The organism is Micrococcus sp. KBS0714 (assembly GCF_002008305.4).
Classification (GTDB): domain Bacteria; phylum Actinomycetota; class Actinomycetes; order Actinomycetales; family Micrococcaceae; genus Micrococcus; species Micrococcus luteus.
Window position 1 is genome coordinate 1065189 of record NZ_CP042169.1, and the last position, 18634, is coordinate 1083822.

Sequence of the window (18634 nt, forward strand, 5' to 3'; positions counted from 1 at the left end):
GGCCTGCGACGATGCCCGGGACGTCCCGCCCTTTCAGTCGGTCGACCTGGCGGAGGTGATCCGGGCGGTGCTCCGAACGGCACGGCTCGGCTACGGTCGGAGGCGTGAGCCACACCCATGAACCTGCGAAGAACCCCGCCCGCGCCGCCGTCGTGACGGGGGCCACGAGCGGCATCGGCCGCGCCACGGCCCTCGAGCTCGCCCGCCGCGGTTGGCGCGTGTACGCCGTCGGCCGCCGGGCCGAGCGCCTCGAGACCCTCGCTGCCGACGCCCGGGCCGAGGGCGTGAGCGGCGACGTCGTCCCCGCCGCCCTGGACGTCACGGACGAGGCCGCCGTCGCCGCGCTGGCCTCGCGCGTCGAGGCCGACGGCGGCGCCGACACCCTCGTCAACATCGCCGGCGGCGCGCTCGGCACGGACGCGGTGGGCGACGGCGACCGCGCCGACTGGGAGTGGATGTACCGCGTCAACGTGCTCGGCACCCTCACGATGTGCCAGGCGTTCCTGCCCATGCTCCGCGCCCACGGCGAGGGCACCGTGCTCAACCTGACCTCGACCGCCGCCGTCACCGCCTACGAGGGCGGCGCCGGCTACAACGCCGCGAAGATGGGCCAGCACGGGCTCACCGGCGCGCTGCGCCTGGAGGAGGCCGAGCACAACGTGCGGGTGATCGAGGTGCTGCCGGGCATGGTCCACACCGAGGAGTTCTCCCGCAACCGCCTGGGCGGCGACCAGTCCGCCGCGGACGCCGTGTATGCGGGCGTGGAGAAGCCGCTCACCGCCGAGGACGTCGCCGAGGTGTGCGTCCACGCCGTCGAGCTGCCCCACCACGTGAACCTGGATCAGATCGTGATGCGGCCGGTCGCCCAGGCCGCCCAGCACAAGGTGATCCGCCGGTGAGCGGCGGGCCGCAGAACGTGTGGGCCGACGCGGTGGGCTCGGCATGAGCGCGCCCGTGCTGCACGTGATCGCCTGCGCCCACGGCACGCACGACGCGGCCGGCCGCGACGTGATCGACGGCCTCCGTGCCGACCTGGCGGCCCTCCTGGCCGCCGAGGGGCCGGGCGCCCAGGTCCACGAGGCCTACGTGGACGTGCAGAGCCCCTCCCTCGACGAGGTCGTGGCGGCCCTGCCCCCGGGGGAGCCGGCCGTGATCGTGCCGCTGCTGCTGTCCCTGGGCCATCACGTCCACCACGACATCCACCACGCCGCAGCCGCCCGACCCGGCACGATCGCCGCCGCACCGCTGGCCGGGGCCGGGGACGACGTCGAGCCGCGCCTGGTGACCGTTCTGGCCGAGCGGGTGGCCCGGGCGGTGCCGGCCGGTGAGGCCGCGACATCGGACGTCATCCTGGCGGCGGCCGGCACCCGCGCCGCGGACGGCCAGGCCCAGGTGCACGCCCTGGCCGGGGCCCTGGCCCGGGCCACGGGACTGCCCGTGACCGCGGCGTTCGGGGCGGCGGCGACCCCCCGTGTGCCCGACGCCGTCGCCCGGGTGCACGCCGCCGGCCGTCGCGCCGTGGTGGCCGCCCACCTGCTGGCCCCCGGGTACTTCCACGACCGGCTCGGCGAGGCCGGCGCGGACGCGGTCACCGACCCCCTGCTGCCGCATCCGCTGGTGGCGCGGATCGCCCTGGACCGGCTGCGGTCCGCCCTCGTAGAGGCCCCGAGGGGAGCCGCCGGAGGCCGCTGAGCCGTCCGTCACACGACCGGGGCCGGACCGGGTCCCCGCCGCGGCCCGGCCCCGGGAACGTGACGAACCGCGTCGACGATCTTGGGGCCGGCATGCCGGGTTCCTAGCGTGGCGGCCATGACCCAGGTGAACGAGACGTCGAGACCGGCGCGCACTCCGCGCCGTCCCTCCGCCAAGCCGCACGGCCAGTGGAAGGTGGACGGGACCGCCCCCCTGAACCACAACGAGGAGTTCAAGCAGCAGGACGACGGCCTGAACGTCCGCGAGCGCATCGAGCAGGTCTACGCCCACGAGGGCTTCGACTCGATCCCCTCGGACGACCTGCACGGCCGCTTCCGCTGGTGGGGCCTGTACACCCAGCGTCGGCAGGGGATCGACGGCGGCAAGACCGCCACCCTGGAGCCCCACGAACTCGAGGACCGCTACTTCATGCTGCGCGTGCGCATCGACGGCGGCGACCTCACCACCGAGCAGCTGCGCGTGATCGGCGGGATCTCCACCGACTTCGGCCGTGACACCGCGGACATCACCGACCGGCAGAACGTCCAGCTGCACTGGATCCGCGTCGAGGACGTCCCCGAGATCTGGCGGCGCCTGGAGTCCGTGGGCCTGTCCACCACCGAGGCCTGCGGCGACGTGCCGCGCGTGATCCTCGGCTCACCGGTGGCCGGGATCGCCGCGGACGAGATCATCGACCCCACGCCCGTGATCCGGGAGATCGCGGACCGCTGGATCGGCGACCTCGAGATCTCCAACCTGCCCCGCAAGTTCAAGACCGCCATCACCGGACACCCCTCCCAGGACGTGGTCCACGAGATCAACGACGTCTCCCTGATCGGCGTGGTGCACCCCGAGCTGGGCCCCGGTTACGACCTGTGGGTCGGCGGCGGCCTGTCCACGAAGGCCCGCCTGGCCGACCGGATCGGTGCCTTCGTCTCGGCCGAGCGCGCCCCCGAGGTGTGGCACGCCGTCGTGAGCATCTTCCGTGACTACGGCTACCGGCGCCTGCGCAACAAGGCCCGCATGAAGTACCTGCTCGAGGACTGGGGGCCGGAGAGGTTCCGCACCGTGCTGGAGGAGGAGTACCTCGGCTACGCCCTGCCCGACGGACCCGCCCCGGCCCCGCCCACCCGTCCCGGCGACCACGTGGGGGTCCACGAGCAGAAGGACGGCCGCTTCTACATCGGCGCCGCTCCCGTCGTCGGCCGCTCCAGCGGCACCACCCTCACCGCCCTCGCGGACCTGCTCGAGGCCCACGGCTCCACGCGGCTGCGCACCACCCCCCACCAGAAGATCGTGGTGCTGGACGTGGAGCGGGACCGGGTGGACGCCGTCGTGGCCGGCTTGAAGGAGCTGGGACTGGACCCGGAGCCGTCCGTATTCCGCCGCTCCACCATCGCCTGCACGGGCCTGGAGTTCTGCAAGCTCGCCATCGTGGACACGAAGGACACCGCCACCGCCGCGATCGCCCAGCTCGAGGAGCGCCTGGCCGACCTCGCCGACCGCCTCCCCGAGCGGCTGAGCCTGCATGTGAACGGCTGCCCCAACTCCTGCGCCCGCATCCAGACCGCGGACATCGGCCTGAAGGGCCAGCTGCTCCCGGACGACGACGGCGGCCAGACGCCCGGCTTCCAGGTTCACCTGGGCGGCGGGCTGGCCTCCGTGGACCGCGCCGAGGCCGGCCTCGGACGCAGCGTCCGCGGCTTGAAGGTCCGCGCGGACGGGCTGGTCGACTACGTCGAGCGCGTCGTCCGCCGGTACGACGAGCAGCGTGAGCCGGGCGAGACCTTCGCCCGGTGGGCGCACCGAGTCGACGAGGAGGCCCTCCGATGAGCACCGTTCCCCCCACCCGTCCGACCGAGGACCTCGAGCGCCTGCAGGCGCTCGCGGAGTCCGGCGCCGCCGAGCTCGGCTGGGACGCCCCCGCCGAGGCGGTGGTCGACTGGGCCGCCCGCCATGTGGACCTCCGCCGGGCGGCCGTGGCCTGCTCCATGGCCGACGCCGTCCTGCCGCACCTGGTGGCGCAGCGGATGCCCGGCGTGGACGTCCTCTTCCTGGACACCGGCTACCACTTCACCGAGACGCTCGCGACGCGCGACGAGGTGGCCCGCCGCCTCGCCGTCACCGTGGTGGACGTGCTCCCGGAGCTGACCGTGGCCGAGCAGGACGAGCGCCACGGCAAGGACCTGTTCGCCCGCGACCCGGGGCTGTGCTGCGCGATGCGCAAGGTCGAGCCCCTCAACCGGGCGCTGGCCGGATACGACCTGTGGTTCACCGGCGTCCGCCGGGACGAGGCGCCGACGCGCACGAACACCCCGCTGGTGGGCTGGGACGAGGCCCACGGCATGGTCAAGGTCAACCCCGTCGCCCCGTGGAGCTTCGACGACCTGGTCGGCTACGCCACGGACCACGACGTGCCCGTGAACCTGCTCCTGCAGAACGGCTACCCCTCGATCGGCTGCCGCCCCTGCACCCGCCCCGTCGCCCCCGGGGAGGACCCCCGTGCCGGGCGCTGGGCCGGGACCGCGAAGACCGAGTGCGGCATCCACGTCTGAGCGCCGCACCCGAGACAGACCAAGGAGACACGATGACCCTCACCCATGCCCCCGACCCGGGGACCGTGAGCCCCGCCGGGCCCGACGTCCAGGACGCCCTGGAGGCCGAGGCGATCCACATCATCCGCGAGGTGGTGGCCGAGTTCGAGCGCCCCGCCATGCTCTTCTCGGGCGGCAAGGACTCCGTGGTGATGCTCCACCTGGCCGCGAAGGCCTTCTGGCCGGGGAGGATCCCCTTCCCGGTGGTCCACGTGGACACCGGCCACAACTTCCCCGAGGTCCTCGAGTTCCGCGACCGCACGGTGGAGCGGCTCGGCCTGCGGCTCGTGGTGGGCTCCGTGCAGGAGTACATCGACCGCGGCGAGCTGCGTGAGCGCGCCGACGGCACCCGCAACACCCTGCAGACCACCCCCCTGCTGGACACGATCCGGACCAACCGGTTCGACGCCGTCTTCGGGGGAGGCCGCCGTGACGAGGACAAGGCGCGGGCCAAGGAGCGGATCATCAGCCTGCGGGACGCGTTCGGCCAGTGGGACCCGCGCAACCAGCGCCCCGAGCTGTGGAACCTCTACAACGGCCGTCACACCCCCGGCCAGCACGTCCGCGCGTTCCCCATCAGCAACTGGACCGAGCTGGACGTGTGGCGGTACATCGCCCGCGAGGGCATCGAGCTGCCCTCCATCTACTACGCGCACGAGCGGGAGGTCTTCCGCCGCGACGGCATGTGGCGCGCCGTGGGGGAGCACTCCCGCCCGGCCGAGGGCGAGGAGGTCACCACGCGGACGGTGCGCTACCGCACGGTGGGCGACATGTCCTGCACCGGCGCCGTCCTCTCGGAGGCCGCCACCGTCGAGGACGTCGTGCTCGAGGTCGCCGCCTCCACCCTGACCGAACGCGGGGCCACCCGCGCCGACGACCGCATCTCCGAGGCGGCCATGGAAGATCGCAAGAAGGACGGGTACTTCTGATGAGCACCGCACTGCTGGACCGGCACGCCCCCGCCGGGACCCTGTTCCGCCTGGCCACGGCCGGCTCGGTCGACGACGGCAAGTCCACCCTCGTGGGCCGCCTCCTGCACGACTCCAAGGCCGTCCTGGCCGACCAGCTCGAGGCCGTGGCCCGCACCTCCGCCGAGCGCGGCTTCGGCGGTGCCGAGGGCGGGCTGGACCTGGCGCTGCTGACCGACGGCCTGCGCGCCGAGCGGGAGCAGGGGATCACGATCGACGTCGCGTACCGGTACTTCGCCACGGACCGGCGCACCTTCGTGCTGGCCGACTGCCCCGGGCACGTGCAGTACACCCGGAACACCGTCACGGGCGCCTCGACGGCCGATGCGGTCGTGCTGCTCGTGGACGCCCGCAAGGGCGTGGTGGAGCAGACCCGGCGCCACCTCAGCGTGGTGGCCCTGCTGCGGGTGCCGCACGTGATCGTCGCCGTCAACAAGATCGATCTCGTGGACTACGCCGAGGAGGTCTTCACCGCGATCGCCGAGGACGTCCGGCGCGTGGCCCGGGAGCTCGGCCTCTCCGACGCGGTGAGCGTCCCGGTGTCCGCCCTGCAGGGCGACAACGTGGTCACCCGCTCCGAGCGGACGGACTGGTACACCGGCCCCACGCTCATGGAGCTGCTCGAGTCCCTGCCCGGGGCGGACGCCGAGGACGACGCCGCCGCCTCCTTCCGCTTCCCGGTGCAGCTCGTGGTGCGCCCCCAGGGCGCCCTGGCCCCCGGCCTCGACCCCGAGGTGTTCCGCGACTACCGCGGCTACGCCGGGCAGGTGGTCGCGGGCACCGTCCGGCCCGGGGACGCCGTCGCCGTCCTCACCCCGGGGCAGCCGGCGCGCACCACCACCGTGGTGGGCGTGGACGCCGCCGGGGAATCCCTCGAGGAGGCCTCCTCCCCGCAGTCGGTGGTCCTGCGCCTGGCCGACGAGGTGGACGTGGCCCGCGGGGACACGATCGCCGCCGCGGACACCGCCCCGCGCCCCACCGCGGAGGTGGCCGCCGCGCTGTGCTGGCTCTCCGCCGCACCGCTGCGCGTCGGGCAGCAGGTCCTCGTCAAGCACGGCACCGCCGTCGTCCGGGCGCTCGTCCAGGAGGTGGCCGGTCGGCTCGACCTCGACACCCTGCGGCTCGACCCGGCCGAGACCCTCGGGCTCAACGACATCGGACAGGTGCGCCTGCACCTGGCCGCGCCGCTGCCCGTGGAGCCCTACGCCGTGCATCGGCGCACCGGGGCGTTCCTCGTGATCGACCCCCACGACGGGGCCACGCTCGCCGCCGGCATGGTGCGCGGCGGCGACGAGGCCTGATCCGGATGACGACGGCGCGACGGGAGCGGTCATGACGGTGGTGATGGAGGACGTGGGCAAGAGCTTCGGCGGGCCCACGCCCGTGCTGGAGGACGTCTCCGTGCGGATCGAGCCGGGCGAGTTCGTCTGCCTGCTCGGTGCGTCCGGGTGCGGCAAGTCCACCCTGCTGAACCTCGTCGCCCGGCTCGAGGCGCCCACCGCGGGCGTCGTCAAGACCCCCCGGGAGGGGGCCGCGTTCATGTTCCAGGACGCCGCCCTCTTCCCGTGGCTCACCGCCCGCGGCAACATCGAGCTCGCCCTCCGCTTCGCCGGTGTGGCCGCGGGGGAGCGTCGGGAGCGTGCCGGGGAGCTGCTGCGCCTCGTCCACCTCGACGACGCCGCCGACCTGCGACCCCACCAGCTCTCCGGCGGCATGCGCCAGCGCGTCGCCCTGGCCCGGGCCCTCGCCCAGGACCGCCCCCTGCTGCTCATGGACGAGCCGTTCGCGGCCTTGGACGCGATCACCCGCGACCTGCTGCATGGGGAGCTCGAGCGCGTGTGGCGGCAGACCGGTCGGACGGTCGTGTTCGTCACCCACAACGTGGCCGAGGCCGTCCGCCTCGGCCAGCGGGTGCTGCTGCTGTCCTCACGTCCGGGTCGCGTCGTCGCCGAATGGGACGTGCCCGCGGCCGCCCGCCACGACGCGCCCGCCGCGGCCGCCCTCACGGCCGCCATCACCGCCCGACTCGGTCAGGAGATCCGTCGCCATGCGCACTGACACCCCCACCCTCGACGCCCCCGGCCGCGCGCCGGGGGCCGCCACCGACGACGAGCTGCGCGAGCTCGACAGCGGCCTCGACGCGCTCCAGGCCGTCGACTCGACCCGTCGGACGGGTCTGGCCGGGTGGGACTGGAGCCGGGTCCTGCTCCCGGTGGCCGCCGTCGTCCTGCTCGTGGCGATCTGGCAGGCCTTCGCGTGGCTGGCCGGTGCGCGCGGTGAGCCGATCACCGGTCCCGGTGACGTCGTCGGGGCCTTCGGGACGCTGTGGGCGCAGGGCCTCGTCCAGCAGGCAGTGGCGACGTCGGTGGGCCGCGCCGTCGTGGGCTTCGCACTCGCCGTGGTCGTCGGCGTCGGGCTGGGCCTGCTGCTCGGACAGGTCAGCGTCCTGCGGCGGGCGTTCGGCCCGCTGCTCACGGCCCTGATGGTGCTGCCCAACGTGGCCTGGGTGCCGCTCGCGGTGCTGTGGTTCGGCCTCAGCGACGCCACCGCGTACTTCGTGATGCTCACCGGCGCCGTCCCCGCCGTGGTCGCCGGCCTCACCACCGGCACGGACCAGGTGCCGCCGCAGCTGCGTCGCGCGGCCCGCGTGCTGGGCGCCTCGCGCCTCGAGACCGCCCTGCTGGTGGTCCTCCCGGCCGCCCTGCCCGCCTTCGTCTCCGGCCTGCGCCAGGGCTGGGCCTTCGCGTGGCGAGGCCTCATGGCCGCCGAGATCATCGCCGTCGGCGGGCCCATGGGCGTCGGACTCGGGACCCTGCTCCACGAGGGACGGGCCGAGTCCGACCTCGCCGTCGTCCTCTGCGCCGTCCTGGCCATCCTGGCCGTCGGCGTCCTCGTCGAACTGACCGCATTCGGCCCCGCCGAGCGGCGCATGCTGCGCCGCCGGGGGCTGCTGGAAGGGAGCACGCGATGACCGCGTCCGATCTGTACCCCACCTCCCTGCGTCTGCTCGGCCGTCCCGTCCTGATCGTGGGCGGCGGCCGGGTGGCCGGGCGCCGCGTGGGCGCCCTCCTCGACGCCGGCGCGCTCGTCAGCGTGGTGGCCCCGGAGCCGGGGGAGGAGGTGGAGCGGCTCGCCGCGGCCGGCCTGCTCACCCTGCACCGCCGCCCCTACCGCCCGTCCGACCTCGACGGGGTCTGGTTCGCCCAGACCGCCACCGGCGACCGGGCCGTGGACGGGGCCGTGGCCTCCGACGCCGAGGCCCGCCGCGTCTGGTGCGTCGACGCCTCCGACGCCGAGTCCTCCGCCGCCTGGACGCCTGCCGTCGTCCGGGCCGGGGACGTGACCGTGGCCGTCAACGCCGGGGGAGACCCTCGCCGCGCCCGCGCCCTGAAGGACGCGATCGCCCTCGCCCTGTCCACGGGGCGGCTGCCGCTGCGCCGGCGGCGCGCGTCCTCCGAGCCCGGTCGCGTGGCCCTCGTCGGCGGCGGCCCCGGCGACTCCGGGCTCATCACCGTGCGCGGCCGACAGCTGCTCGCGGAGGCCGATGTGGTGGTCGCCGACCGGCTGGGCCCGCGCGCCCTCCTGGCCGAGCTGGACCCGGCGGTGCCCGTGATCGAGGTCGGCAAGGCCCCCGGGAACCACCTGGCCACGCAGGACGAGATCAACGCCGTCCTGGTCCGGGAGGCCCGGGCCGGCCGCCTCGTCGTCCGGCTCAAGGGCGGCGACCCGTACGTGCTCGGCCGCGGCGGCGAGGAGGCGGCGCACTGCCGCGCCCACGGCGTCGACGTCGAGGTGGTCCCCGGTGTCACGAGCGCCGTCTCGGTGCCCGCCGCCGCGGGGATCCCGGTCACCCATCGCGGCGTCGCCACCGGCTTCACGCTGGTGACCGGCCACGAAGAGCTGGCCGAAGTGCCCACCCGGGCCGACCACACGCTCGTCCTGCTGATGGGCGTGCGCCGGCTCGCGGACACCGCGCGCCGACTGACGGAGCGCGGCCTCGACGGCGCGACGCCCGTGGCGATCATCGAGCGCGGCTGGATGCCGGACCAGCGGGTCACCGTGGGCACGGTGGAGACCATCGCCGCGCAGGCGGCCGCCGTCGGTGTGGAGAACCCCGCCGTGATCGTCGTGGGCGACGTCGTGCGCCTGAGCCCTTACGCCACCGGCGCGCCGGCGGCCGGCATCCCTGCCCCGATCTCGACCCTGAACCCGACCTCCGAAGGAGCACGAGCATGACCCCGACCCCCTCGAGGCCTGACCGCCCGTTGCGCATCGCCATCATCGGTGCCGGACCCGCCGGGGTGTACACGGCGGACATCCTGACCAAGGAGGAACGGGACTTCCGTGTCAGCATCGACCTGTTCGACCGGTACCCGGCCCCGTTCGGCCTCATCCGCTACGGGGTGGCCCCGGACCATCCGCGCATCAAGGGCATCGTCACCGCCCTGCACAAGGTCATGGACCGCGGGGACATCCGTTTCCTCGGGAACGTGGACTACGGCACGGACCTGAGCCTGGCGGATCTGCGTCGGCATTACGACGCGATCGTGTTCTCCACCGGTGCCGTGCGGGACGCGGCCCTGGACGTTCCCGGGGTGGAGTTGGCCGGCTCGTTCGGTGGCGCCGACTTCGCGTCCTGGTATGACGGGCACCCGGATGTGCCGCGGCACTGGCCGTTGGAGGCCACGCAGGTGGCGGTGATCGGCAACGGGAACGTGGCCCTGGATGTGGCCCGGATCCTGTCCAAGCATGCCGAGGACCTGTTGCCCACCGAGATCCCGGACAACGTGTACCGGGACCTGGCCGCGTCCCCGGTCACGGACGTGCACGTGTTCGGCCGGCGCGGGCCGGCGCAGGTGAAGTTCACCCCGTTGGAGCTGCGGGAGCTCGCCCATTCCCGGGATGTGGACATCGTGCTGTACGAGGAGGACTTCGACTTCGATGAGGCCTCGGAGAAGGCGATCGAGGAGAACAACCAGGTCCGCACCATGGTGGGCACGTTGACGAACTGGCTCATGGAGCAGGAGGACCGTCAGCAGAGCGCCTCGCGTCGGCTGCACCTGCACTTCCTGCAGGCCCCGGAGCAGTTCCTGGACGAGGACGGCGACGGCCGGGTGGACGGCCTGCGGATGCGCCGCATGGAGCTCGACGGCTCCGGTGGGGTCCGCCCGACGGGGGAGACCGTGGACTACCCGGTGCAGGCGGTCTACCGGGCCGTGGGTTACTTCGGGTCCCCGGTGGAGGGGGTGGAGTTCGATGAGGTGCGCGGTGTGATCCCGAACGCGGAAGGCCGGGTGCTGGACGCGGACGGTGCCCCGGTGCCGGGCCTGTATGCCTCGGGGTGGATCAAGCGGGGCCCGGTGGGGTTGATCGGGCACACCAAGGGTGACTCTCTGGAGACGATCAAGCATCTGATCGAGGACGAGCCGGGGTTGTGGAGGGCTCAGGAGCCCTCGGAGGAGTCGGTGATCGAGCTGCTCGAGTCCCGCGGCGTCCCGTACACGACGTGGGCTGGGTGGCATGCTCTGGATGAGCATGAGAAGTCCTTGGGCGTGCAGGCCACGGAGGCCGGTCCGGTGGCGCGGGAGCGGGTGAAGGTCGTGGACCGGGAGGAGATGACCCGCATCTCCCGGGAGGGTGTCCTCCTCGGTGCCGGAGGCTGAGCCCTCGCGTCGGGTGGACCCGCGGCGGGGCGCGGGCCACCCCTCGCCCGCGCCGCGGCCCGCTCCCTACCGTGGTGCCCATGACCACCTTCGCCGCAGCCGAACGTGCCCGCCTCGCTGACCTCCTGCTCGAGAAGGGCCCCGACGCGCCCACCCTGTGCGGCGGCTGGAGCACCCGCGACCTCGCCGCCCACCTCTGGCTGCGGGAGCGCCGGCCCGACGCCTTCGCCGCCCTGTTCATCCCGCCGCTGTCCCGCCACCTCGACCGCCTGACCGCGGAGACCACGCGCCGCGACTACGCCGAGGTCGTGCGGGAGTGGGCCGCGGGCCCGTCGGCGCTGAACCCCATGCGGGCGGCGGACAGGCACGTGAACGCGGCCGAGCACTTCATCCACCTCGAGGACGTCCGGCGCGGCGAGTCCGCGACCGGCGGCTCGCTGCCCGCCCCGCGCTCGTTCTCCCCGGACGAGGAGGACGCCCTCTACCGCTCGCTGCGCCGCATGGCCCCGCTGTTCCTGCGTAAGTCCGCGGCGCCGGTGGTCCTCCAGGGCCCGGGTCGCGCCCCGGTCACCGTCACCCGTGGGGCCGTGGCGCTGCGGGCACCCGTCACGGTGACCGGCGAGGTCGGGGAGCTCCTCCTCTGGGCCTCGGGCCGGGACGCCGTGCACGTGGAGCTCGACGGCGACGCGTCGGCGGCCGTGCGCACCGCCCTCTGACCCGTTCCGGCCCGCGGCCACGGGCCGGCGCATCGTCCACTACACTGGCGGGCACAGGCGTCGACCCGGCCATCACCGGCGAGCCTCCGGAAGAACGGGCCGCACGGCCCCAGTAGAACCGGACGGGTAAGCCCGTCACAGCAGTCATCAAGCGGCCAGCACCCCGGGGACCTCCCGACGCCGGCAAGCAAGGTGGTACCGCGTCCGCGGCCGGCCGGAGGGTCGGGCCCCCGGGCGTCCTTGCACGGAACCGACGCCCCGGACGCAAAGGACCCCCGTGTACCCCCTCGCCTCCTCCGCCCCTGACGGCCGCACCCCCGCCTCCCCGCGCTTCCCGGAGATCGAGCGCCGCATCCTGGCGTACTGGGACGAGGACGGCACCTTCCAGGCCTCGATCGACCAGCGTCCCACCCGGAACGAGGACGGCTCGCAGAACGAGTTCGTCTTCTACGACGGCCCGCCCTTCGCCAACGGCCTGCCGCACTACGGCCACCTGCTCACCGGGTACGTCAAGGACCTCGTGGCCCGCTACCAGACGCAGCAGGGCCGCCGCGTGGAGCGCCGCTTCGGCTGGGACACCCACGGCCTGCCCGCCGAGCTCGAGGCGATGAAGCAGCTGGGCATGACGGACAAGTCCGAGATCGAGGCCATGGGCATCGACACGTTCAACGACGCCTGCCGCTCCTCGGTCCTGAAGTACACGGACCAGTGGCAGGACTACGTGACCCGCCAGGCCCGCTGGGTCGACTTCGAGAACGACTACAAGACCCTCACCCCGGACTTCATGGAGTCCGTGATCTGGGCCTTCTCCGAGCTGCACCGCAAGGGCCTGACCTACCGCGGCTTCCGCGTCCTGCCCTACTGCTGGAACGACGAGACCCCGCTGTCCAACCACGAGCTGCGCATGGACGACGACGTCTACAAGATGCGCCAGGACCCCTCGGTCACCGTCACGTTCCCGATCACCGGCCTCCCGGCGGACCCCGCCCTCGTGCCCGACGGCGGCGCCGACGCGGCGCTCGCCGCGCACCTGGCCGGCGTCCACGTCCTGGCCTGGACCACCACGCCCTGGACGCTGCCGACCAACGCGGCCCTCGCCGTCGGCCCCCAGATCCAGTACGCCGTGGTGCCGGCCGGCCCCGAGGGCGCGACCGCGGACGGGGACCGCTTCCTCCTGGCCGTGGACCTCGTGGGCGCCCACGCCAGGGAGCTCGGCTACGCCGACGCCGACGCCGCCCGCGCCGCGGTCACCGAGACGATCCCCGGCGCCCGCCTCGGCGGCCTGGCCTACGCGCCGCTGTTCACGGACGTGTTCGACGCCCACCGCGGGGAGACCTTCACCGTCAACGGCCGTGACCTCGGCGTCGAGGGCGCCCACCGCATCCTCGTGGACGACTACGTCTCCACCGAGGACGGCACCGGCGTGGTCCACCAGGCGCCGGCCTACGGTGAGGACGATCAGCGCGTGTGCGAGGCCAACGGCATCCCCGTGATGCTCTCCGTGGACTCCGGTGCCCGGTTCCTGCCGCTGTTCGCCCGCGAGGACGTCGGGCGCGGCGACCTGCGCGAGATCGCCGGCGTGCAGGTCTTCGAGGCCAACCGCACGATCATCCGCGCCCTGCGCGCCCTGGGCCGCGTGGCCCGCGAAGCCTCCTACGAGCACTCCTACCCGCACTGCTGGCGGTGCCGCACGCCCCTGATCTACCGCGCGGTGACGTCCTGGTACGTCAAGGTCACCCAGATCAAGGAGCGCATGCTCGAGCTGAACGAGGAGATCACCTGGATCCCCGGCAACGTGAAGCACGGGCAGTTCGGCACGTGGGTCGCCAACGCGCGCGACTGGTCCATCTCCCGCAACCGGTACTGGGGCTCGCCCATCCCGGTGTGGGAGTCCGACCACCCCGACTTCCCCCGTCAGGAGGTCTACGGCTCGCTCGCGGAGATCGAGGAGGCCTTCGGCCGCCTGCCGCGCAACGCCGAGGGCGAGGTGGACCTGCACCGCCCGTGGGTGGACGACCTCACCCGCCCCCACCCGGACCCCGAGGCCGCCGCGGCCGGTGCGGTCATGCGCCGGGTCGAGGACGTGCTGGACGTCTGGTTCGACTCCGGCTCCATGCCGTACGCCCAGGTGCACTACCCGTTCGAGCGCGCGGACTGGTTCCCCACGCACAACCCGGCGGACTTCATCGTGGAGTACATCGGCCAGACGCGCGGCTGGTTCTACACCATGCACATCCTGGCGACCGCCCTGTTCGACCGGCCGGCCTTCTCCCACGTGATCTCGCACGGCATCGTGCTCGGCTCGGACGGGCAGAAGATGTCCAAGTCGCTGCGCAACTACCCGGACGTCACGGAGGTCCTGGACCGCGACGGCGCGGACGCCATGCGCTGGTTCCTCATGGCCAGCCCCATCCTGCGCGGCGGCAACCTGATCGTCACGGAGGAGGGCATCCGCGAGGGCGTCCGCCAGGTGCTGCTGCCGGCGTGGAACGCGTACCACTTCTTCACCCTGTACGCGAACACCGCGCACGACGGCGGCGCCCGCCCCGAGGGGTACCGCGCGCAGGAGCGGCACACCGCCGAGGACCCCCTGGACCAGTACATCCTGGCCGCCGCGGGCCGCATGCTGCGGGAGGTCAAGGCCGGCCTGGACGCCTACGAGGTTTCGGACGCCACGGACGCGCTGCGCGGCTTCATGGACACGCTGACCAACTGGTACATCCGCCGGTCCCGGGAGCGGTTCTTCGACGAGGACACCGTCGCCTTCGACGTCCTCTACACCGTTCTCGAGGCCTTCACCCGGGCCGCCGCACCGCTGATGCCGCTGATCGCCGAGGAGATCTGGCGCGGCCTCACCGGTGGCCGCTCGGTCCACCTGACCGACTACCCGGACGCCGACCTGTTCCCCCACGGGCCCGAGGCGGACTCCCTCGTGGCCCGGATGGACGCGGTGCGCCGCATCAGCTCGGCCGGCTCGGCCCTGCGCAAGGGGGCCGGGCGCCGGGTGCGCCTGCCGCTGCCCCGCCTGTCCGTCGTCGTCCCGGACGCGGCGGGCCTCGAGGGCACCTACGCCCGCATCGTGGCGGACGAGCTGAACCTCAAGGACGTCGAGCTCACCGAGCTCTCGGAGGAGGCGATCGCCCGCTACGGCATCGGCACGGAGCTGAAGCTGAACTTCCGCGAGCTCGGCAAGGCGTTCGGCAGGCAGGTGCCGCTCGTGAAGCAGGCGGTCGACGCCGGCGCGTACGAGGAGACGGCCGAGGGCCTGGCGGTCACGCTCGCCGACGGCGAGACCGTGACACTGGCCCCCGCGCTCTACGAGCTGCGCACCGTCTCCACCGGCGCCCCCGAGGGGACCGCGGTGGGCGTGCTGCCCGGCACCGCCGGCTTCCTCGTGCTGGACACCGAGGTCTCCGCGGAGCTGGCCGCCGAGGGCACCGCCCGGGACGTGGTCCGCGCCGTCCAGGCGGCCCGCAAGGACGCCGGCCTGGACGTCTCCGACCGCGTGCGCACGCGGATCGAGGGCCCCACCGCCGTCGTGGCGGCGCTCGAGGCCCACCGCGGCCTCGTCGCGGAGGAGACCCTCACGGTGGACCTGGAGCTCGTGGACTCCGGTGCGGCCGACCCGCGCAAGGACCCGGCCGACGACGCCATGAAGACCGTGGCCGTCTCCGTCGCGAAGGCGGACGCGTGATGCGCGGGGACGCCCCGGGCACGGTCGAGGAGGTCTACCGGGACCTGCTCGCCCGCGCCCCGGAGAACAAGATGCAGCCGCGGCTCGAGCCGATGCGGCGCGTGCTCGCGCTGCTCGGCGACCCGCAGCACGCGGCCCCGGTGATCCACCTGACCGGCACCAACGGCAAGACGTCCACGGCGCGGATGGTCGAGGCCGTCCTGCGCGCCTACGGGCTGCGCACCGGGCGCTACACCTCGCCGCATCTGCAGCGTGTCACGGAGCGGATCAGCATCGACGGCGCCCCGGTGGCCGACGAGACCTTCGTGCGCGTGTGGGGGGAGATCCTCCCGATCGTGCAGACCGTGGACGCGGAGCTCGAGGCCGCGGGCGAGGTCCCGCTGACGTACTTCGAGGCGGTCACCACGCTGGGCTTCGCGGTGTTCGCGGACGAGCCCGTGGAGGTCGTCGTCCTCGAGGTGGGCCTCGGGGGCGTGACGGACGCGACCAACGTCGCGGACGCCGTCGTCTCCGTGGTCACCCCCATCTCCCTGGACCACACGGACCTGCTGGGGGAGACCGAGGCCGAGATCGCCGAGGAGAAGGCCGGCATCATCAAGCCCGGCGGCGCCCTCGTCTCCGCCGCCCAGGAGCGCGACGCCGCCCAGGTGCTGCTCGAGGCGGCGCAGGCGGCCGACGTGCCGTTCCGCTTCGAGGGCGTCGAGTTCGGCGTGCTCGAGCGCTCCCTGGCCGTGGGCGGCCAGCAGGTGTCCGTGCGTGGCCTCGCGGCCGAGTACCGGGACCTGTTCCTGCCGCTGCTCGGGGAGCACCAGGCGCAGAACCTCGCGGTGGCCGTGGCGGCCCTGGAGATGTTCCTGGGCGGCGGCGAGCGACCGCTGGACGAGGAGCTGCTGCGCGAGGGGCTGTCCCAGGTCACCTCGCCCGGCCGGCTCGAGGTGCTGCGCACCGCCCCCACGCTCATCGTGGACGCCGCCCACAACCCGGACGGCGTGCGGGCCACGGCCCGTGCGGTGCAGGAGGCGTTCGGCTTCACCCGCCTCTCGCTGGTCGTCGGGATCCTCCAGGAGAAGGACGCGCCGGGCATGCTCGCGGCGCTCTACCGGGCGTTCGGCGACGACGTGGAGGACCTCGCGGTGACGCAGTCCTCCTCGGCCCGCGCCATCCCGGCCGGGGAGCTGGCCCGCATGGCCGTCGACGCCGGCTGGCCCGAGGACGACGTGTACGCCACCGAGTCCGTGCCGGACGCCCTCGAGTGGGCGGTCGGCCGCGCGGAGGCCCTCGAGACGAGCGCGGACGAACTGGCCTCCGGCACCGGCGGCGGCGTGCTCGTGCTCGGCTCGATCACCCTGGCCGCCGAGGTCCGCACCCTCGTGGGCGAGCCCCGCCATGCCGGCCCCGTCACCGTGGCCGCCCGCGGCCTCGACCCCGCCGACCTGCTCGACGCCGTCGGGCTGGCGGACGCCGACGAAGACGATCTGGACCCGGAGATCCTCGAGCTGCTCGAGGACCGCGACGACGCCGGCGCCCGCCGCCGGCCGGAGGAGGACCGATGACCCCCGACCAGCCGGAGACCGGAGGCGCCACGGAGCAGGGGCGCTTCGGCGACGAGCCCTGGCGCCCCGAGCGCGAGACGCGAGCCCAGCGGCAGTGGCGCCCCGGCACTCGCCGGCGCCGACGCTCCGTGCGCGCCCTGTTCACCTCCACGATCCTCATGCTCGAGGCGGTGCTCATCTTCTTCCTCGGACTCATGCTGTTCGGCATGCACCGGGACGAGCCGGGCGCCTGGTGGTTCGTGGCGGGCTACTCCGCGCTGGCCGTCGTCGCGGTGCTGACCTGCGCCCTGGTGCGCAAGCCCGTCGGCATCGCGATCGGCTGGGCGATCCAGGCCGTCCTGCTGGCCTCCGGCTTCTGGGAGTACTCGATGTTCGTGGTGGGGGCCCTCTTCGCGCTGACGTGGGCGTACGCCGTGATCAAGGGCGGTGCCATGGACGTCGAGAACGCCCAGCGCGACCGCCTCGAGGCCGCCTGGGAGGCCGAGCACGGACGCTGAGTCCCGGGCCCCACTAGGGTGGAGCGGGAACCGGGCCGCGCTCGCGGCCGTCCGACGACGCTAGGAGCACACCCCATGACGCACCACACCGAAGAGACCCTCGTCCTCATCAAGCCGGACGGGGTGGCCCGCAACCTGGTCGGCGAGATCCTCGCGCGCATCGAGCGCAAGGGCTACGTGATCGCCGACCTGAAGATGCTCACGCCCACCCGCGCCATGTTGGAGCGCCACTACGAGGAGCACCAGGGCAAGCCGTTCTTCGAGCCGCTGGTGGCGTTCATGGCCTCCGGCCCCGTGGTGGCCGCGCGCGTCACGGGCGATTCGGTGATTGAGGGGTTCCGCTCGCTGGCCGGCAAGACCGACCCCACCGTGGCCGCCCCGGGCACCATCCGCGGCGACCTGGGCCGGGACTGGGGCGAGGCCGTCCAGAAGAACCTCGTCCACGGTTCGGACTCGACCCTTTCGGCCGAGCGCGAGCTCGCGATCTGGTTCGGCTGAGCCCGTTCCGGGCCCGCACGACGGCGGCCGGTCACCCTGGTGGGGTGACCGGCCGCCGTCGTCGTGTCCGGTGGGGGAGCTTAGGCTCAGTCGATCCCGACGACCCCGAGGCCCAGTTCCAGCAGGATCGAGGCGAACACCAGGACGTAGAGGAGCACGATCACGGGCCAGGCCAGCTCCCGGGCGAGGCGGACGAGACCGGCCGGGGCCGGCAGCGTGCCGGTCTGCAGGTTCCGGGACGTCACAAGCACGAGCTGGGCGATGACCATGGCCCACACGATCATGCAGTAGAGGCAGAGCGTGCCGATGCTGTAGACGGCCGAGTACCAGAGCCACACGCAGAACGCGAAGCCCGCCAGGATCCCCGCGTTCATCAGCAGCCAGTACCAGCGGGCGAAGCGGGCGCCGGCGAGCAGGGACATCCCCACGGTGATGAGCACGGAGAACGCGACCACGCCGATGTACGTGTTCGGGAAGCCGAAGGTGTGGGCCTGCCACGACTGCATCACCTGGCCGCAGGACACCCACGGGTTGAGGTCGCAGGACGTGCGGTGCGTCGGGTCCGCGGTGAGGAGGGTGCGCTCGACGATGATGATGATGGTGGCCGTCAGCGCCACGAGCGAGGTGATCAGGAGCAGCGCCGCCGTGCCCGCGGGCCGGGCGTACCAGGTGAGCCGGGCCTCCTCGGCGGGGATGTCGTCGGCGGGGGAGAGGCGGATGTCGTCCGTCAGCGGGGTCGCAGGCATGGACACGATTCTA

At 73.6% G+C, this 18634-nt stretch carries 16 protein-coding genes and 1 pseudogene; 15 read left to right on the forward strand and 2 right to left on the reverse strand.

Annotated elements, in window-relative coordinates; all coding sequences use genetic code 11:
• Positions 1 to 104 precede the first annotated feature (104 nt).
• The 13 genes from B1A86_RS04910 to B1A86_RS04970 all read left to right on the forward strand — a co-directional run bounded on the left by B1A86_RS04910 (position 105) and on the right by B1A86_RS04970 (position 16880).
• Positions 105 to 899, forward strand: coding sequence for an SDR family oxidoreductase (locus tag B1A86_RS04910; protein WP_036316887.1), 795 nt, complete (start codon positions 105 to 107; stop codon positions 897 to 899).
• Between the two features lie 43 nt (positions 900 to 942).
• Positions 943 to 1692 carry a sirohydrochlorin chelatase gene (locus B1A86_RS11840; protein WP_036316890.1) on the forward strand — a complete coding sequence of 250 codons (750 nt, stop codon included), beginning with the start codon at positions 943 to 945 and terminating at the stop codon, positions 1690 to 1692.
• 117 nt (positions 1693 to 1809) lie between these two features.
• Positions 1810 to 3525 carry a nitrite/sulfite reductase gene (locus tag B1A86_RS04920; RefSeq protein ID WP_036316987.1) on the forward strand — a complete coding sequence of 572 codons (1716 nt, stop codon included), beginning with the start codon at positions 1810 to 1812 and terminating at the stop codon, positions 3523 to 3525.
• Positions 3522 to 4247 (forward strand): phosphoadenylyl-sulfate reductase, encoded by a 726-nt coding sequence (locus B1A86_RS04925; RefSeq protein ID WP_036316893.1) that lies wholly within the window; start codon positions 3522 to 3524, stop codon positions 4245 to 4247. Before B1A86_RS04920 ends, B1A86_RS04925 begins: the two co-directional genes overlap by 4 nt.
• A gap of 32 nt (positions 4248 to 4279) precedes the next feature.
• Positions 4280 to 5215: a sulfate adenylyltransferase subunit CysD gene (cysD, locus tag B1A86_RS04930; protein ID WP_002855962.1), complete on the forward strand. Its 936-nt coding sequence runs from the start codon at positions 4280 to 4282 to the stop codon at positions 5213 to 5215.
• The gene (locus B1A86_RS04935) at positions 5215 to 6555 is read left to right on the forward strand and encodes a sulfate adenylyltransferase subunit 1 (protein ID WP_036316896.1); all 1341 of its coding nucleotides are present in this window, start codon (positions 5215 to 5217) and stop codon (positions 6553 to 6555) included. The genes cysD and B1A86_RS04935 overlap by 1 nt, the downstream gene beginning before the upstream one ends.
• Before the next feature lie 31 nt (positions 6556 to 6586).
• Complete coding sequence (locus tag B1A86_RS04940) at positions 6587 to 7312, forward strand: ABC transporter ATP-binding protein (RefSeq protein WP_036316899.1); 726 nt, start codon at positions 6587 to 6589, stop codon at positions 7310 to 7312.
• A complete protein-coding gene (locus B1A86_RS04945; RefSeq protein ID WP_078026086.1) occupies positions 7302 to 8225 on the forward strand; it encodes an ABC transporter permease in 924 nt (307 codons plus the stop codon). Before B1A86_RS04940 ends, B1A86_RS04945 begins: the two co-directional genes overlap by 11 nt.
• On the forward strand, positions 8222 to 9490 hold the full coding sequence (cobA, locus tag B1A86_RS04950) for a uroporphyrinogen-III C-methyltransferase (protein WP_078026087.1): 1269 nt from the start codon (positions 8222 to 8224) through the stop codon (positions 9488 to 9490). Before B1A86_RS04945 ends, cobA begins: the two co-directional genes overlap by 4 nt.
• Positions 9487 to 10917 carry an FAD-dependent oxidoreductase gene (locus B1A86_RS04955; RefSeq protein WP_078026088.1) on the forward strand — a complete coding sequence of 477 codons (1431 nt, stop codon included), beginning with the start codon at positions 9487 to 9489 and terminating at the stop codon, positions 10915 to 10917. Before cobA ends, B1A86_RS04955 begins: the two co-directional genes overlap by 4 nt.
• Positions 10918 to 10997: 80 nt before the next feature.
• Entirely contained in the window at positions 10998 to 11633 is a 636-nt protein-coding gene (locus B1A86_RS04960; protein WP_078026089.1) for a TIGR03085 family metal-binding protein, read from the forward strand.
• 277 nt (positions 11634 to 11910) lie between these two features.
• Positions 11911 to 15327 carry an isoleucine--tRNA ligase gene (gene ileS / locus B1A86_RS04965; RefSeq protein WP_138976794.1) on the forward strand — a complete coding sequence of 1139 codons (3417 nt, stop codon included), beginning with the start codon at positions 11911 to 11913 and terminating at the stop codon, positions 15325 to 15327.
• A complete protein-coding gene (locus tag B1A86_RS04970; RefSeq protein ID WP_078026090.1) occupies positions 15327 to 16880 on the forward strand; it encodes a folylpolyglutamate synthase/dihydrofolate synthase family protein in 1554 nt (517 codons plus the stop codon). Before ileS ends, B1A86_RS04970 begins: the two co-directional genes overlap by 1 nt.
• Before the next feature lie 115 nt (positions 16881 to 16995).
• Here B1A86_RS04970 and B1A86_RS11915 read toward each other — a convergent pair.
• A pseudogene (locus tag B1A86_RS11915) lies at positions 16996 to 17058 on the reverse strand (hypothetical protein); the annotation flags it as partial.
• Here B1A86_RS11915 and B1A86_RS04975 point away from each other — a divergent pair.
• Positions 17033 to 17377, forward strand: coding sequence for a DUF4233 domain-containing protein (locus tag B1A86_RS04975; protein WP_354436019.1), 345 nt, complete (start codon positions 17033 to 17035; stop codon positions 17375 to 17377). The pseudogene B1A86_RS11915 and the gene B1A86_RS04975 overlap by 26 nt on opposite strands.
• Before the next feature lie 75 nt (positions 17378 to 17452).
• Positions 17453 to 17875, forward strand: coding sequence for a nucleoside-diphosphate kinase (gene ndk, locus B1A86_RS04980; protein WP_012750845.1), 423 nt, complete (start codon positions 17453 to 17455; stop codon positions 17873 to 17875).
• Between the two features lie 86 nt (positions 17876 to 17961).
• Here ndk and B1A86_RS04985 read toward each other — a convergent pair whose 3' ends face one another.
• The gene (locus B1A86_RS04985) at positions 17962 to 18621 is read right to left on the reverse strand and encodes a vitamin K epoxide reductase family protein (RefSeq protein WP_078026092.1); all 660 of its coding nucleotides are present in this window, start codon (positions 18619 to 18621) and stop codon (positions 17962 to 17964) included.
• Positions 18622 to 18634 lie beyond the last annotated feature (13 nt).

Bases quoted from the DNA above. Each gene is read 5' to 3' on its own strand.
- B1A86_RS11840 (WP_036316890.1), top strand. From the start codon at position 943: ATGAGCGCGCCCGTGCTGCACGTGATCGCCTGCGCCCACGGCACGCAC.
- B1A86_RS04920 (WP_036316987.1), top strand. From the start codon at position 1,810: ATGACCCAGGTGAACGAGACGTCGAGACCGGCGCGCACTCCGCGCCGT.
- B1A86_RS04925 (WP_036316893.1), top strand. From the start codon at position 3,522: ATGAGCACCGTTCCCCCCACCCGTCCGACCGAGGACCTCGAGCGCCTG.
- cysD (WP_002855962.1), top strand. From the start codon at position 4,280: ATGACCCTCACCCATGCCCCCGACCCGGGGACCGTGAGCCCCGCCGGG.
- B1A86_RS04935 (WP_036316896.1), top strand. From the start codon at position 5,215: ATGAGCACCGCACTGCTGGACCGGCACGCCCCCGCCGGGACCCTGTTC.
- B1A86_RS04940 (WP_036316899.1), top strand. From the start codon at position 6,587: ATGACGGTGGTGATGGAGGACGTGGGCAAGAGCTTCGGCGGGCCCACG.
- B1A86_RS04945 (WP_078026086.1), top strand. From the start codon at position 7,302: ATGCGCACTGACACCCCCACCCTCGACGCCCCCGGCCGCGCGCCGGGG.
- cobA (WP_078026087.1), top strand. From the start codon at position 8,222: ATGACCGCGTCCGATCTGTACCCCACCTCCCTGCGTCTGCTCGGCCGT.
- B1A86_RS04955 (WP_078026088.1), top strand. From the start codon at position 9,487: ATGACCCCGACCCCCTCGAGGCCTGACCGCCCGTTGCGCATCGCCATC.
- B1A86_RS04960 (WP_078026089.1), top strand. From the start codon at position 10,998: ATGACCACCTTCGCCGCAGCCGAACGTGCCCGCCTCGCTGACCTCCTG.
- B1A86_RS04970 (WP_078026090.1), top strand. From the start codon at position 15,327: ATGCGCGGGGACGCCCCGGGCACGGTCGAGGAGGTCTACCGGGACCTG.
- ndk (WP_012750845.1), top strand. From the start codon at position 17,453: ATGACGCACCACACCGAAGAGACCCTCGTCCTCATCAAGCCGGACGGG.
- B1A86_RS04985 (WP_078026092.1), bottom strand. From the start codon at position 18,621: ATGCCTGCGACCCCGCTGACGGACGACATCCGCCTCTCCCCCGCCGAC.